Annotated in this window: 14 protein-coding genes; 7 read left to right on the forward strand and 7 right to left on the reverse strand. The window is 66.0% G+C overall.

Annotation, left to right across the window (positions count from 1 at the left end):
• Positions 1-3: 3 nt before the first annotated feature.
• Positions 4-711 carry an NAD-binding protein gene (locus AC4HOU_RS00355; protein ID WP_195026781.1) on the forward strand — a complete coding sequence of 236 codons (708 nt, stop codon included), beginning with the start codon at positions 4-6 and terminating at the stop codon, positions 709-711.
• Positions 712-730: 19 nt separating this feature from the next.
• Here the strand turns inward: AC4HOU_RS00355 and AC4HOU_RS00360 are convergent, their stop codons facing one another.
• The 4 genes from AC4HOU_RS00360 to AC4HOU_RS00375 all read right to left on the reverse strand — a co-directional run bounded on the left by AC4HOU_RS00360 (position 731) and on the right by AC4HOU_RS00375 (position 5,574).
• A complete protein-coding gene (locus tag AC4HOU_RS00360; RefSeq protein WP_228791062.1) occupies positions 731-1,417 on the reverse strand; it encodes a potassium channel family protein in 687 nt (228 codons plus the stop codon).
• On the reverse strand, positions 1,410-2,792 hold the full coding sequence (locus tag AC4HOU_RS00365) for a TrkH family potassium uptake protein (RefSeq protein WP_195026782.1): 1,383 nt from the start codon (positions 2,790-2,792) through the stop codon (positions 1,410-1,412). The genes AC4HOU_RS00360 and AC4HOU_RS00365 overlap by 8 nt, the downstream gene beginning before the upstream one ends.
• A gap of 203 nt (positions 2,793-2,995) precedes the next feature.
• Positions 2,996-4,660 (reverse strand): ABC transporter permease, encoded by a 1,665-nt coding sequence (locus AC4HOU_RS00370; RefSeq protein ID WP_228791065.1) that lies wholly within the window; start codon positions 4,658-4,660, stop codon positions 2,996-2,998.
• The gene (locus AC4HOU_RS00375; protein ID WP_195026783.1) at positions 4,657-5,574 is read right to left on the reverse strand and encodes an ABC transporter ATP-binding protein; all 918 of its coding nucleotides are present in this window, start codon (positions 5,572-5,574) and stop codon (positions 4,657-4,659) included. The genes AC4HOU_RS00370 and AC4HOU_RS00375 overlap by 4 nt, the downstream gene beginning before the upstream one ends.
• 93 nt (positions 5,575-5,667) lie before the next feature.
• Between AC4HOU_RS00375 and AC4HOU_RS00380 the strand changes: the two genes are divergently transcribed.
• Together AC4HOU_RS00380 and AC4HOU_RS00385 are read left to right on the forward strand one after the other, a co-directional pair.
• Positions 5,668-6,183: a GbsR/MarR family transcriptional regulator gene (locus tag AC4HOU_RS00380; protein WP_195026784.1), complete on the forward strand. Its 516-nt coding sequence runs from the start codon at positions 5,668-5,670 to the stop codon at positions 6,181-6,183.
• Entirely contained in the window at positions 6,180-6,674 is a 495-nt protein-coding gene (locus AC4HOU_RS00385) for a GbsR/MarR family transcriptional regulator (protein ID WP_195026785.1), read from the forward strand. Before AC4HOU_RS00380 ends, AC4HOU_RS00385 begins: the two co-directional genes overlap by 4 nt.
• 22 nt (positions 6,675-6,696) lie before the next feature.
• Here AC4HOU_RS00385 and AC4HOU_RS00390 read toward each other — a convergent pair whose 3' ends face one another.
• Entirely contained in the window at positions 6,697-7,044 is a 348-nt protein-coding gene (locus tag AC4HOU_RS00390) for a hypothetical protein (protein ID WP_195026786.1), read from the reverse strand.
• A gap of 224 nt (positions 7,045-7,268) precedes the next feature.
• On the opposite strand from AC4HOU_RS00390, the gene AC4HOU_RS00395 reads away from it, so the two are divergent.
• The 4 genes from AC4HOU_RS00395 to AC4HOU_RS00410 all read left to right on the forward strand — a co-directional run bounded on the left by AC4HOU_RS00395 (position 7,269) and on the right by AC4HOU_RS00410 (position 12,225).
• Entirely contained in the window at positions 7,269-8,708 is a 1,440-nt protein-coding gene (locus AC4HOU_RS00395; RefSeq protein WP_130915974.1) for a sodium/glutamate symporter, read from the forward strand.
• Between the two features lie 454 nt (positions 8,709-9,162).
• Positions 9,163-10,464 (forward strand): Na+/H+ antiporter NhaA, encoded by a 1,302-nt coding sequence (nhaA, locus tag AC4HOU_RS00400; protein ID WP_195026787.1) that lies wholly within the window; start codon positions 9,163-9,165, stop codon positions 10,462-10,464.
• Positions 10,465-10,632: 168 nt separating this feature from the next.
• Complete coding sequence (locus AC4HOU_RS00405) at positions 10,633-11,016, forward strand: DoxX family protein (RefSeq protein WP_194996914.1); 384 nt, start codon at positions 10,633-10,635, stop codon at positions 11,014-11,016.
• A 249-nt stretch (positions 11,017-11,265) separates the two neighbouring features.
• Positions 11,266-12,225, forward strand: coding sequence for an RNA polymerase sigma-70 factor (locus AC4HOU_RS00410; RefSeq protein WP_194996913.1), 960 nt, complete (start codon positions 11,266-11,268; stop codon positions 12,223-12,225).
• A 148-nt stretch (positions 12,226-12,373) separates the two neighbouring features.
• Here AC4HOU_RS00410 and AC4HOU_RS00415 read toward each other — a convergent pair whose 3' ends face one another.
• Together AC4HOU_RS00415 and qcrB are read right to left on the reverse strand one after the other, a co-directional pair.
• Positions 12,374-12,622 (reverse strand): hypothetical protein, encoded by a 249-nt coding sequence (locus AC4HOU_RS00415; protein WP_194996912.1) that lies wholly within the window; start codon positions 12,620-12,622, stop codon positions 12,374-12,376.
• Complete coding sequence (gene qcrB / locus AC4HOU_RS00420; protein WP_194996911.1) at positions 12,619-14,235, reverse strand: cytochrome bc1 complex cytochrome b subunit; 1,617 nt, start codon at positions 14,233-14,235, stop codon at positions 12,619-12,621. Before qcrB ends, AC4HOU_RS00415 begins: the two co-directional genes overlap by 4 nt.
• Positions 14,236-14,385 lie beyond the last annotated feature (150 nt).

Consider the following 14,385-nt stretch of genomic DNA (forward strand, 5'->3'; position numbering starts at 1 on the left):
TCGGTGTGCCGGGAAGCCTGGTCGGCGAGGGACAACAGTTCTTCCACAACGACTGGGGCACCGGATATGGCAGAGCACGCAATCGTCATCGGTTACGGCGCGGTCGGCCGCAGCGCCGCGCACTCGCTCGGGTTCGACGAACGAGACTCGACCATCACTGTGATCGACTCCGACTACGAACGCGTCGCGCTCGCCGAACACGACGGCTGGCGATCACTCCATGGTGACGGGGGCCGCGCCTGCCTTGCAGCGGCGGCGATCGAACAGGCCACAACAGTGATCATCGCGGTATCCGACGACGTGGGCACCGCGCGCATCATCGCCGACATCCGGGAGGTCAACGGCTCGGCTTACCTCTGCGCTGCCGTGCGTGATCCTCGCTGGGAGCCGGTGGTAGCGCGCCTGGGGGCCGACAAGGTCATCGCGGCAAGTCGCCTCACGGGCCGGATTCTCGGGCTTGCGGTCCGCGATCCGGCGTTGCCCGGCAGTGTTCAGGATCAGCTGGACGCGGACCCGGAACTGGTGTTTCTGCAGCGGACGGTCACCGCCGTGGAGGTGGGGCGCGCCCCGAGTGTGTGTGGTCCGGCTGTTGTGTCAGTGGTGCGTGATGGTGCTCGATTTCTGCCAGGCGACAGCGAAGTCGCAGCCCTGCGCGTCGGCGATATTGTCGAGCTCGTACGTTCGCTGCGCTCAACCGACCGCCGCCGATGATCGATCGCCGCCGTGGCGGCTATTCCAGATCGGCGAACCGCTCTACGCATCGGACGGTGCCGGAAACGATGAGCTGATCGCCGGCTCCGATCACGGTGTCAGGGGTGGCGTAGGTGAACTCGCGGCCGGGACGTTTGATCGCGACGACGGTGACGTTGTAGTGCTGACGCAGCCCGCTCTCGGTGAGCGTCATCCCGACGACAGCGGTGGGTGCGCTGGTGCGGACCATGGCGTAGTTGTCGTCGAATTCGATGTAGTCGAGCATTCGCCCGGTGACCAGGTGCGCGATGCGCTCCCCCATGTCGAACTCCGGTAGCACCACCCGATGGGCGCCGATGCGTTCGAGGATCGTGCCGTGCTGGCGGCTGGTGGCCTTGGCCCAGATCCTGGGGATCTCGAAATCGACCAGCAGTGAGGTGGTGAGGATGCTGGCCTCGAGGTCGCTGCCGATGCCGACGACCGCATGTGGAAAACCACGCACCCCGAGTTGTTCGAGAGCGTCGCGGTCGGTGGTGTCGGCGACCGCGACGTGGGTCAGCTCGTCGGAGAACTGTTGCACCAGCCTGGGATCGGAGTCGATGGCCAGTACTTCGGAACCGAGAGAGACCAGTTCACGCGCCAGCGACCCGCCGAAGCGGCCGAGGCCGATGACCACCACCCTGGTGGCTGTGTGTTTGGGCGCTTTGTTCGACGGTGTCCTAGCCAACGATGGGTCGCTCCTCCGGTAGTTCGTAGCGCCGCTCGTGCTCGCGAAGCGCCAGCGCCGAGGCAAGGGTGATCGGGCCGACACGCCCGATGAACATCAGCAGTACCAGGATCAGGTGCGCGGCCGGTGACAGATCGGCGGTGATGCCGGTCGACAACCCCACAGTGCCGAACGCCGACACAGCTTCGAACAGCACCGCATCCAGGGGAAAATGCGAGATACGCACCAGGATCATCGTCGCGACCATCACCACCGCCACACCGAGCAGCGCCACCGTGATGGCTTGCCGTTGCACAGTCGCGGCGAGCCGACGCCCCATCACGTGCACGGTCGGCTGGCCACGGACCTCGGCGACCACCACGAACGCCAGCAATGCGAAGGTGGTCACCTTGATGCCGCCGGCCGTGCCGGCACTGCCGCCGCCGACGAACATCAGCACGTCATTGACCAGCAGCGTGGTCGGGCTCATCGCACCCACATCCACCGAGTTGAACCCCGCCGTGCGCGGAGTGATCCCGTGGAAGGCTCCCGCCAGCAGCCTGCCCGGGTATGACAGCGGGCCCAGTGTTCCCGGGTTCGACCATTCGAGCGCGGTCACCAGCACGATGCCGACGGCCATCAGCCCAAAATAGGTGATGAGGGTGATCTTGGTGTGCAGCGACCAGCCCCGCAGCCGGCGCCCCCGCATCCTGGCACGGGCGGCACGCGACAACTCGAAGACCACCGGAAACCCGATACCGCCCAGAACCAGCGCAACGGCGATCGGGGCGATGATGAACGGGTCGGTCGCGTGTGCGACCAGGTTGTCCGTGCGCAAGCCGAACCCGGCGTTGTTGTAGGCCGAGATCGCATGGAACACGCCGTAGTAGAGCGCGGAGCCGAACGAATCGGAGGTTGCCACCAGCTGCCTGGCGGTGATCGCAGCGGCGACCAGCACCTCGATCGACAGGCTCATCACCACGACGCCGACAACGACGCGACGGGTCTCCCCCAGCCGCAGTGTCTTCGTCTCGGCCTGCGCGATCAACTGCATCCGCAGCCCCATCCGCCGAGCTACGAGCAGGCCCAGCAGCGATGCGGCGGTCATGATGCCCAACCCGCCGATCTGGATCAACGCCAGCACCACCGCTTCCCCGAACGGCGACCAGTAGGTTGCGGTGTCCACCACTACCAGCCCGGTGACACACACCGCAGACGTCGAGGTGAACAACGCCGTCACCGGAGCGGTCCACTGCCCCGATTCCGACGCCACCGGAAGCATGAGCAGCAACGCCCCGAGCACGTTGACCACAGCGAAACCGACGACCGTGAGCCTGGCCGGGTGCCCGAGCGGACCCAGGCGACGCACAACCGGAGACACAGCTGTCCGCCCCATCCCCGTCAGCGCCCCCGTGCGGATAGACCGGGGACGGCCTCGGCCGATGTCGCGTCCACCTACGTCTCCTCACCTGAATCCGCCCTCTGGCGTCCGCGATCGTAACCCGGCGCGGCACCACCGCTCTGCATGCGCGCTCGGCCGCCACCGGGAGCGCGGCGCCACATCCGCCTGCCGGTGGCGCCCAACTCACGCGTCGGCGGCTACTTCGTGTCGAGGTCGCGGCGGCGAAACGCCTCCGAACCCGCTGCCGCGAGGACGATCGCCAGCACGGACATCGCCGCCAGCGGAACCCAGCGGATGTCATCCATCGGCAGCCGCGCCACGTGTTCGAACGGTGAGAGGTTGTGCACCCAGCGCGGCAGGTCCATGATCGGGCCGAAGAACCCGATGACCATGGAGAACCCGAGCAACGCCCAGGTGAGTCCGATGACACGGGGCGCGAGACCGTACAGCAGCACCGCGACGGCGATCACCATCAGGACGGCGGGCGCGAACGCCAGATGACCGGCCAATACGTCGCCGAGGTAGTGCGTCTGCCCCACCGACAGCGCCATCGCCGCGCCGAGCACGGTCCCGGACAACGCCAGCAACCCCACCGCGCCGCCCGCGAGCACCAGCGTATAGCTGCCCAGCCACGCCGTGCGGCCGGTGGCGGTCGCCAGGACTGGTTCGGTGCGGCCGCCGGTCTCTTCACCGCGCAGCGTCTGCACGCCGAGGACGCCGAAGACGGCCACCAGCAAGGCGTTGAACAACGCCATCGTGCCGGCGTAGCCGTCCAGCATGCGGGTGGGATCACCGCCCATCACGTCGATGACCTGGTCGGGCAGGTCGTCGAACGACTCGACGATCTGCTTGCCGATCCCGCCGTACAGTGCCCCGGCCGCGGCCAGCGCGCAGGCCCAGCCGATCAGGCCGCCGCGTTGGAGCCGCAACGCCAATGCCAGCGGCGTCCGCAGCCACTCCGCCGCGACCGGGCTGCCGCGGCGGGCGGCCACCAGTCCGGCACCGACATCGCGGCGCACCGACAAGGCGTAGCCGATCGCACTTGCCGCGAGCACTGCCGCGATCGACAACGCCAGCGGCCACCACCGGCCATCGGCGTAAGCGCGAGTCTGCTGCGACCAGGCCAGCGGCGACAACCAGGACAGCGCGCTTCCGCCTTCACGCAAGCTGTCGCCCGCAGCGCGGATCACGTAGGCGATACCGAGCGCCGCGCCGGCCATCCCGGATGCTGCCCGCGAGTAGGTGCTGATCTGCGCGGTGATGGTGGCGATGGCGGCGAAAACCAGCCCGGCCGCGCCGACGCTGCAGCCGAACAGTAGGGCGTCGCTGGTGTCCAGGCCCGCGATCGCGAAAGACGCGGCGATCAGCAGCGATAGGATCACGTTGGCGGCTACGGCGACCAGCAGCGCGGCGGTGAGCTGGGCGTGCCTGCCGACGACGTTGGCGCGCACGAGTTCGGCACGCCCGGTTTGTTCTTCGACTCTGGTGTGGCGTGAGATCAGCAGGATGTTCATCAGCGCGGCCAGCAGCAGGAAGTACAGGCCGTAGACGGCGACGATCACCGACTCCACTGTGGGCTCGGCGAGCCCGTAGCCGGGGCCGGAGATGAGGGCGCCGACCGTGCCTTCGGAGAACTGGCTGACCGCTCGCAGATCCTCGGGCGTCTTGTACACCTGCGGCAACGCACTCGCGTAATAGAGCCCCATCACGGTGATGCCGAGAATCCAGGCGGGTAATTTGATCCGGTCGCGGCGCAGGATGAATCGGATCAAGGTGCCGGTGCCGGTCAATGCGTCGGCGCGACTCGCCCCGGGCTGCTGCGTCCTGTCCCCCATCGGGCGGGGCTCGGTTGTCGTGGTCATGTCCGATCTGCCCCGTTGGCGCTGGCCGCGAGCTCGTCACCGTAATGACGCAGCATCAGCTCTTCGAGTGTCGGTGGGTGGCTGGTCAATGAGCGCAATCCGGCACGGTTGAGCCGCTCCACCGCCGCACCGAGAGCGTCGGTGTCGACGTCGAATCGCACCCGTCCGTCGTCGGTGACGACGTGGTGCACCCCCTGCATGTCACCGAGTTCGGTCACTGGTTCGGTGGTGACCGCCTCGATGCTGGTGCGGGTCAGGTGGCGCAGCTCGGTCAGCGTTCCCGACTGCACGATCCGGCCGAGCCGGATGATGCTGACCCGGTCGGCGAGCTTCTCCACCTGGGCCAGGATGTGACTCGACAACAGGACGGTGGCACCGGCTGCCTTCACCTCGGCGACCACCTCCTGGAAAACGACCTCCATCAACGGATCCAGACCTGCGGTGGGTTCGTCGAGCAGGAAGACCTCGACATCGGAGGCGAACGCCGAGATCAAGGCGACCTTCTGGCGGTTGCCTTTGGAATAGGTGCGCCCCTTCTTCGTCGGGTCGAGGTCGAACCGCTCGATCAGCTCGTCCCGTCGCCGTTTGTTCAGCCCGCCGCGCAGGCGCGCGAACAGGTCGATCGCCTCACCGCCGGTGAGGTTCGGCCACAGCTCGACGTCGCCGGGCACATAGGCCAGGCGCCGATGCAAAGCCACCGCATCCAGCCACGGATCTCCCCCCAGTAGCCGCACATCTCCGTCATCGGCGCGAAGTAGCCCGAGTAGCACCCGGATGGTGGTCGTTTTCCCCGCACCGTTGGGGCCGAGGAAGCCGTGCACCTCACCTCGAGCGACATCGAGGTCGAGGCCATCGAGCGCTGTGGTGGGCCCAAATGTTTTGCGCAGACCCGAGATTGCGATGGCGTTGTCCATACCGCCCAGCGTACACATTTTTCACACTTTTGTGAATGTTGTGAACGCTAATATGTAGCTGTACATCAGGTCATGCCGCAGAGGAGGTGAGGGTTGGCCGATCCGGACCCCCAGGAGGAAGCGGTCCTGCGGTTCGCCGAACAGTTCGCGCTGATGCTCACCGAGTCGGGCATGCCGCGGATGTCGGCGCGAGTGTTCGCCTTCGTCCTGGCCGACGACGCCGACCGCTACACCGCCCAAGAACTCGCACAGGGGCTGCGGGTCAGCTCGGCCGCCATCTCGGGCGCGGTTCGCCATCTGGTCCGGATCGGACTGCTCGGCCGTGAACGCGAGCCCGGTGCGCGCCACGACACCTACCGGGTCTACGACGACGATGTCTGGTACGCGATCACCATGCAACGCAAGGACGCGCTCGATCGTTCGATCAAGTTCCTCACCGACGGCGTCGAGTTGCTCGACCATGCACGTCCGGGTGGACAGCGAGTCCGCGAAACCCTCGAGTACTACCGATTCATGCGGGCCGAACTACCCGAAACGATGAGACGGTGGCAAGAACACCGCAACGCGTTGTTCCCAGACGCCGAAACCAGTGGCCGAGGAACTCGATGACCGCCGACTCCGGGGATTCCGCTACTGCCATCGACAGGGCCCGGTTCGCCGAGAAGCTCGCGCTCGGATTAGTCGAGATGGGCTGGCCCCGAATGCCCGCTCGCGTCTTCGCGACGTTACAGACCTGCGATGCGGGCCGGATGACGGCCGGTGAGCTGGCCGAGACGCTCTCGATCAGCCCGGCCGCGGTGTCGGGAGCGGTGAAGTACCTCGACCAGGTGGGAATGGTCGCCAAGGAACGGCTGCCCGGTCACCGCCGCGATACCTATCGCCTCTACGACGATCTCTGGTACGCGAGCTTCCTCAAACGCGACAGAATGATGAAAATGTGGGCGGAGACCGCCGGCGAAGGCATCGACCTCCTGGGCGCCGACACCCCGGCCGGGCGGCGACTGGCCGAAATGCGCGACTTCTTCGAGTTCTTCGCCGCCGAACTACCCGTGCTGTTCGACCGGTGGCACGCACAGCGCACCTCCAGGAATAAGCACTGACTCTACCGATCAGCGACCGGCCTCACTCTTTGATCTTCTCCAGCGGGTAACCGGCCACGGCACAGACCGCAATGCCGTAGACGGCGAGCGCCACCAGCGCCGGAAGCCCCAGCGCCCGTTCTGTATCCATCGCCGCCGCCAGCGCGTAGCCGATCGCGGGAAGGCACAGCAGGGCAGCGGCCGAGCCACAGTAGGCGAAGATGCGGTTCGCCCGCGCTCGGCCGACGGGATCGGTCAGCGATCGCTCCGGCATACGCTCACCCCATCCATCGGTCAGGTTGGTGGCAGTGCCGCGCCACCCCCGCACCGCCATGTAGACGGAGACCGCACAGATTGCGGAAAAAATCAGCGCGACAACGAATTCACGCACTCCGACCTCCCCCGGACCCTGGTGGTGGCGTCTTGGCTTCAGTCTATGCGCAGCACCCGCGATACCGACCAACCCAAACCGTCTATCCCGTATGCATTTCCACTACGGGGAAGCCCGGCAACGAACTTGCCGTCACATATCGTACCGTTACCCAACGGCATGTTGTCGTCGTCACACCCGACCGGTCGTGGCTATCCACGCGAACGACGAAAGTAGGTATCCCGGTGTCTCCGAACGTGATCGGATTCGCGCTACTGCTGATCGGCGTCATGATGCTGATCTCGAAAATCATCCGAGTGCGCTGGCGACTGGCACAGAAACTGTTCATCCCCAGCTCCATCCTCGGCGGCGGGCTGGCCTTGCTCATCGGCCCGGATGTCTTCGGACGGATCGCCTCAGCACTGGGCACCGACCGGTTCGCCGAGGCAGGGTTGTTCACGCCAGAGGTCCTCGAGGTGTGGAAAACACTGCCAGGGCTGCTGATTTCGCTCGTGTTCGCCGGCCTGCTGATGGGGCACAAGCTGCCGTCGCCGCGCGCGGCCTTCCGCATCGCCGGCCCGCAGATCGCGTTCGGGATCACCGTCGCCAGCGGCCAATACGTCTTCGGACTGCTGCTGGCGATCCTGGTCCTCGGGCCGCTGTTCGGGCTGCCCGCGATGGCGGGCACGCTGATCGAGATCGGCTTCGAGGGCGGTCACGGCACCGCCGCAGGCATGAGCGGCACCTTCGAAGAGTTCGGCTTCCCCGAAGGACAGGACCTGGCGCTCGGATTGGCCACCGTCGGCATCCTGTCCGGCGTCATCTGCGGCATCGCCCTCATCAACTGGGGTGTGCGCACCGGCAAGACCGCCGAATTGCGGTCCGATGCTTCACCTTCGGTGTCCGAGCAAGCAGGTCTGGTCGAGAAGGAGCGCCGCCGTTCAGCCGGAACCCTCACCGTGAATCCCTCCTCCATCGAACCGCTGACCCTGCACTTCGGGCTGCTGGCGGTGGCGGTGTTGATCGGTTGGCTGATCCTAGAGGCGCTGCAATGGATCGAGTCGAAGCTGTGGGCCGACAGCTTCGAACTCTTCGCCCATGTACCGCTGTTCCCGATCGCGATGGTCGGCGGCATCCTCGTCCAGATCGCGATCCAAGCGTTCGACCGTGATGAGATCGTCGACGTCCAGCTGATCGAACGCATCCAGGGATTCAGCCTCGACGTCCTCGTCATCGCCGCCCTCGGCACCCTGTCGCTGCAGGCCATCGCCGCCAACATCGGCCCCTTCCTGCTGCTGGCCGGCACCGGCCTGATCTGGACACTCGGCGCCTTCATCTTCCTGGCCCGCCGGATGCTGCCCGACTTCTGGTTCGAACGTGGCATCGCCGACGTCGGCCAGGCCATGGGTGTCACCTCCACCGGCCTGATCCTGCTCCGCGTCGTCGACCCGGACCTGAAGACACCCGCCTATCAGGCCTTCGGCTACAAGCAGCTGATCCTCGAGCCCTTCTTCGGCGGTGGCCTCGTCACCGCGGGTGCCATCCCGATCATCGCGAGCTTCGGCGCCGGATGGCTGCTGGCCGGGATGCTCGCACTGTTCCTCGGCGCGCTGTCGGCCGGGCTGTTCTACTTCGGCCGTCAGAAAGCACCCGAGCCACAGCGACCAGCGCATACCTCGGCATAGCCGTCCGCAGGCGCATCACCGGACGCTCACAGTCGTGTTGGTGCGCCTGCGCAGCGCGGACGGGGCCGGCCCGGCCGCCGCGTTTGCGCCCGGCGGCCCTTTACGGCATCTTTACAGATAGGTGCGCCGGGAAGTCTGGTCGGCAACCCGACCCGAGTGGGGTCGGGCCGGGACCAGTGATGGGTGGGTGCGCAGTGCAGATTCGAGCCGCCACCAGCCCCGCTTCCACAGATTCGAAGCGCACATCCTCGTCCGGCGTCGTCACTGCGGTCCACAACACCCCGTTCACCTGCGCGCGTCGACGCCGCCACCGGGTGCGTCGACGCCCTCCCGATCCGGCGGCCGGAAATTCCGAGCTGCGTCGCGCCGAGACCTCCAGACCGCCTCCCCCAGTGCGGACTCACCGGCGTAGCGCTCTTGCCTGAACCAGCCGACGATCGGAAAGACGCCTCCGATGAACACACCGCAAACCCGCCAACGCCTGTTCGCCCCCGGATCCTGGCCCGAAGCCAGACGCATCGCCTCGATCCTGCGGACCGAAACCGCGGGCGGCATCTTGCTGATCATCGCCGCGGCCATCGGCTTGATCTGGGCCAACACCCCCTGGTCGGACGTCTACGAGAACGTGCGCCACTTCGAGCTCGGCCCACACGCCCTGCACCTGCACCTGCCCCTGGAAACCTGGGCGGCCGATGGACTGCTGGCGATCTTCTTCTTCGTCGTCGGACTCGAACTCAAACGCGAGTTCGTCGCCGGCGACCTGCGCGATCCGCGCCGAGCCGCGCTGCCGGTCGTCGCCGCCGTCGGCGGCATGATCGGCCCGGCCCTGATCTTCGTCGCCTTCAACCTCGGCGGCGACGCCCTCAACGGCTGGGCCATACCCACCGCCACCGACATCGCCTTCGCCCTCGCCGTCCTCGCCGTCGTCAGCTCACACCTGCCGACCGCCCTGCGCACCTTCCTGCTCACCCTCGCCGTCGTCGACGACCTCCTCGCCGTCACCGTCATCGCCGTCTTCTACACCGACGAACTCCACCTCGGATACCTGGCACTGGCCGCGCTCCCACTGGCCGCGTTCGGCCTCGCCGTGCAGCGGAAGGTGCACTCGGTCTGGATCCTTGTACCGCTGGCCGCCCTCACCTGGTGGCTCGTGCACCAGTCCGGCGTCCACGCCACCGTCGCCGGCGTCCTGCTGGGATTCACCGTTCCAGTCCTCACCAAGCCGTCCACCGCCAACCACCCCGACGACCCGGGTCTCGCCGAACGCTTCGAACACCTGCTGCGCCCGATCTCCGCCGGCTTCGCCGTCCCGGTCTTCGCCTTCTTCGCCGCAGGCGTCACCATCGGCGGAATCACCGGGCTCACCGATTCCCTCACCGACCGTCTCACCCTCGGCATCATCGTCGGACTCGTCTGCGGTAAAGCCATCGGCATCACCGCCACCACATTCCTCACCGCCAAACTCACCCGTGCGGAACTCGACTCCGACCTCAGCTGGATCGACGTCATCGGCGTCGCGCTCTTGGGCGGGATCGGATTCACCGTCTCGCTGCTGATCGGCGAACTCGCCTTCGCCGAAGACCCCGGCAGCATCGACGCCGCCCGAATCGGCGTACTGGTCGGCACCCTGACCGCCGCGGTACTCGCCACCGCCCTGCTCACCCTGCGCAACCGCACCTACCGTCGCATCGCCGAACAGGAACAACGCGACGACGACAACGACGGCATCCCCGACATCTATCAACAGACCTCCTGACGGCACAGTGATCCGACGGCTGGTGACGGTCGTGGAGCGGTTTGCCTACGCCCACCGGCAGGCTCAGCAGCGACTCTATGGCCGAGTGAGCTGCACCACCTGAATGAAACAGTTACTCCTCATGCGGTGTCTTGTGCCCGAATGCGTCGGAACGAAGGTAAGGACACCATGAACCTCGTACTGTGGATTGCCACCGGGCTACTGGCCTTTGTCGCCCTGGCCGGCGGAGTCAGCAAGGTATTCGTCCCCAAGGCGAAACTGGTCGAGGCCCCGGGCGGGGAATGGGGTCGACATGCCAGTGTCGGCTTCGTCAAGACCCTCGGGGTCCTCGAACTTCTGGCCGCAGTCGGACTGATCCTGCCTGCCGTGCTCGATATCGCACCGGTCATGGTGCCGGTCACCGCTGTCTGCTGGGTCTTGCTCATGGTCGGAGCCATCGCCACCCGCGTCCGGTTCAAGCAGTACAAGCTCGTGGCGCTGACCTCGGGCTATCTCGCGCTCGCGGCATTCGTCGCGTGGGGGCGTTTCGTCCTGGAGCCCTTCACTGCCTGACAATACCTGTGGCGGCCGAGGCGCGAGCCCGGCTCACATGACTGGTTCGAGGACAGCATGCACCGATACGGCCGTGCCGCGCACTCAGTGCGACACTGGCCGTCTTGGTCGTGTGGTGCGACAGGCGGTCGTCGCGCCCGGCGGCGGTGACTCGACCACTGTGCCCGGTGGTGCCTGTACTCGCGGGTGCCACCGCACCCGTGTCATCAGACGAGTCGGACGCCGGAGCCGACGACCGAAGAGGATTCAATGAAGACCACACCCGAGCCCGGCGGGCGGCAGGCATCGGATCGAGACGGCGGCGGCCCCGCCGCGATCGCGGCGACCGAAATGTTTCTCATGCACCGCAACCTGCTGTTCACCGTCGCCTACGAAATGCTCGGATCCGCAGCCGACGCCGAAGACGTTCTGCAGGAAACCTGGCTTCGGTGGGCCGAGGTCGACCTGCGGCAGGTGCTCGACCAGCGCGCCTACCTGGTCCGGATCACTTCCCGGCAAGCGCTCAACCGGCTGCGCACCATGCAGCGCCGCAAGGAGTCCTATGTAGGTCCCTGGCTGCCAGAGCCGATGCTCACCGCGCCGGACGTGGCCGAGGATGTCGTGCTCGCCGAGAGTGTGTCGATGGCGCTGATGCTCGTTCTCGAGACGCTCTCGCCGACCGAGCGCGCCGTTTTCGTGCTGCGTGAGGTCTTCGATATCCGCTACGACGAGATCGCGGCCGCCGTCGGCAAGACTCCCGCGGCAACCCGCCTGATCGCACATCGCGCCCGCCGCCGCGTCGAAGCCCGCCACCCACGCAGGGTGGTCTTCCCGAGCCAGACGCGTGCGGCTTTCGAATCGTTCCAGCGCGCGCTCGAAACCGGGGACCCGCAGGGTCTGCTCGACGTACTCGCCCCAGAAGTCGTCCTGATCGCCGACGGCGGCGGGATCAAGAGAGCCGCCCTGCAACCGGTCGTCGGCGCCGAGCAGGTGGCCCGCTACCTCATCCGCGGCACAGGGAAGCTCGATGCCCGCATCACCACGCACCCCATCGTCGTCAACGGCAACCAGGCACTCGTCATCTGCATGGACGAGGAGATAAACGGCGTCATGGCCTTCCACGTCGAGGACGCCCGGATCACCGGCCTCTACTATGTCCGGAACCCGGAGAAGCTGACCCGCATCGAATCCGAGATTTCGCTGACCCGGCAGGTCGCACCCCTCGGTTGAAATACGTGAACGCGGCCTCGACAACCACCACACCGACACCTGCCGACGACTGACGGTGAGCATGTCGCCCGTCCAGGTGGCCACGGGTGTGTGCCGGCGATCTGCGCCCCGTAGGCGGCGGCGCCGACCGCCGCCTCGATCTGGTCGGTCAGTCCTGGGTTGTATGGGCGCAGATCACGCTGAAGGCGCGGGCGGCGTCTTCGGGGAAGACGAGCACCCGGAGGCGAACGGTGCCGCCCACAACCCGAGGCGCCGTCAGAGTGGACCGAATACCCCGGGCTCGCAACAGTTCTCGCACACAATGCGCCGCCTGTTCAGTGCCGACGGTGGCTATGGGAAACAGCAGGCCGTAATCCTCGTTGGTCAGCTCGGTGCGCGTGAACCGCCGCACGATCACTCCTCGCCTCCCCGGCCCGTGACACGGTGTTGATAGTCGCGCAGCACAGCCAATTGACGATGTTCTTCGGCTCGCTCGATCGCCGTGAGACGCTCGGCTTCGGACTCCGGATCCGGGCGCAGAAACGATCCGGATCCGGGAGCGCCCGCGGCACCCAATGTGTTCATCTTCTTCGGCACCCGGGCGCCCTGGTATTCGAGCGGTATCGGTCGGCCGTGATCGTCGACCGGCCCCAGATGCTGGTGCATTTCGATGTATTCACCGTGCGGGAGTCGTTTGATCACACCGGTTTCGATGCCGTGGGCGAGCACGGCGCGATCGCTGCGCTGCAGACCCAGACACATTCGGTAGGTCAGGTAGTAGGCAGCGGGCGGGCCGAGCAAGACCGCGATGCGGAAGAACCAGGTCGTCGCGTTCAGCGAGAGGTTGAAGGTCAAGGCGAGGATGTCGTTGACGCATGCCAGCGTCAACACGAGGTAGAAGGTGAGCGCCATCGCGCCGATAGCGGTGCGCACCGGCACATCCCGCGGGCGCTGCAGCAGATTGTGGTGTGCTCGGTCCTTCGACAGGCGCTTCTCGATCCATGGATATACCACCAGGATCGCCAGGACGAGACCCATGACGACCGCAACCCAGAACGCCGCCGGAACCGTATAGCCGCCCACATACAGCTCCCACGGCGGCATCAGGCGGGCGATGCCATCGGTCCACATCATGTAGAAGTCCGGTTGCGAGCCCGCTGAGACATGAGCCGGGTTGTAGGGACCCAGATTCCACACCGGGTTGATCTGCAGCAAGCCTCCCATCAGCGCCGCTGTCGCGAGGGTGAACATGAAGAACGCGCTCTGATCGAGCGAGAAGACCGGAACGATGCGCGTGCCGACCACATTGTTCTCCGTGCGCGCGGGCCCGGGGAACTGCGTGTGCTTCTGGTACCAGACGATGCCGATGTGGGCTATGACCAACGCCAACATGAGCGCCGGGAACAGCAGGACATGGGTGATGTACAAGCGCGGAATGATGATCTCGCCGGGGAAGTCACCGCCGAAGAGCATCCAGTGCAACCAGGTGCCCACCACCGGTATCGAGATGGTGATACCGGAGAATGCCGCCCGCAAACCCGTCCCCGACAACAGATCGTCGGGCAACGAGTATCCGAAGAAACCCTCGAACAACGCGAGTATCAGCAGCAGGCAGCCGATGACCCAGGTGATTTCGCGCGGGCGGCGGAATGCGCCGGTGAAGAAAATCCGGCCCATGTGCACGATCATCGATGCCACGAACAACAGAGCGGTCCAATGGTGCACCTGCCGCACGAACAACCCGCCACGCACCTCGAAACTGATATTCAGCGTCGACTCGTAGGCACGCGACATCGTCCTCCCGCGCAACGGCTGATACGCACCGTCATAGACGACCTCACTCATCGACGGATCGAAGAACAACGTCAAATACACGCCGGTGATCAACAAGATGATGAAGCTGTACAGGGCGATCTCGCCGAGCAGAAAAGACCAATGCGTAGGAAATACCTTGTTGATCGAACGCCGCACGAAAGCAGCGCTGCGGTAGCGCTCGTCCGCGGCATCCGCACCGCGGGCAATGGTGCTCATGACTACGAAGCCTCCCGATCATCGATGACAGCTGCACACCAGACCGAGCAGCACAGCGTAATGTGACAGACTGTGACGTAGCTCATATTCGACAGCTGTGGCGGCAACGTCCTGCGGCGCTTCATCATTCGCGCCTCCTCTAGTTCCAGC

Source organism: Nocardia sp. JCM 38205 (genome assembly GCF_058222935.1).

Excerpts from the sequence above, each read along its gene's own strand:
- qcrB (WP_194996911.1), bottom strand. The coding sequence starts at position 14,235 with ATGAGCACCATTGCCCGCGGTGCGGATGCCGCGGACGAGCGCTACCGC.
- AC4HOU_RS00385 (WP_195026785.1), top strand. The coding sequence starts at position 6,180 with ATGACCGCCGACTCCGGGGATTCCGCTACTGCCATCGACAGGGCCCGG.
- nhaA (WP_195026787.1), top strand. The coding sequence starts at position 9,163 with ATGAACACACCGCAAACCCGCCAACGCCTGTTCGCCCCCGGATCCTGG.
- AC4HOU_RS00375 (WP_195026783.1), bottom strand. The coding sequence starts at position 5,574 with ATGGACAACGCCATCGCAATCTCGGGTCTGCGCAAAACATTTGGGCCC.
- AC4HOU_RS00370 (WP_228791065.1), bottom strand. The coding sequence starts at position 4,660 with ATGACCACGACAACCGAGCCCCGCCCGATGGGGGACAGGACGCAGCAG.
- AC4HOU_RS00405 (WP_194996914.1), top strand. The coding sequence starts at position 10,633 with ATGAACCTCGTACTGTGGATTGCCACCGGGCTACTGGCCTTTGTCGCC.
- AC4HOU_RS00410 (WP_194996913.1), top strand. The coding sequence starts at position 11,266 with ATGAAGACCACACCCGAGCCCGGCGGGCGGCAGGCATCGGATCGAGAC.
- AC4HOU_RS00365 (WP_195026782.1), bottom strand. The coding sequence starts at position 2,792 with ATGGGGCGGACAGCTGTGTCTCCGGTTGTGCGTCGCCTGGGTCCGCTC.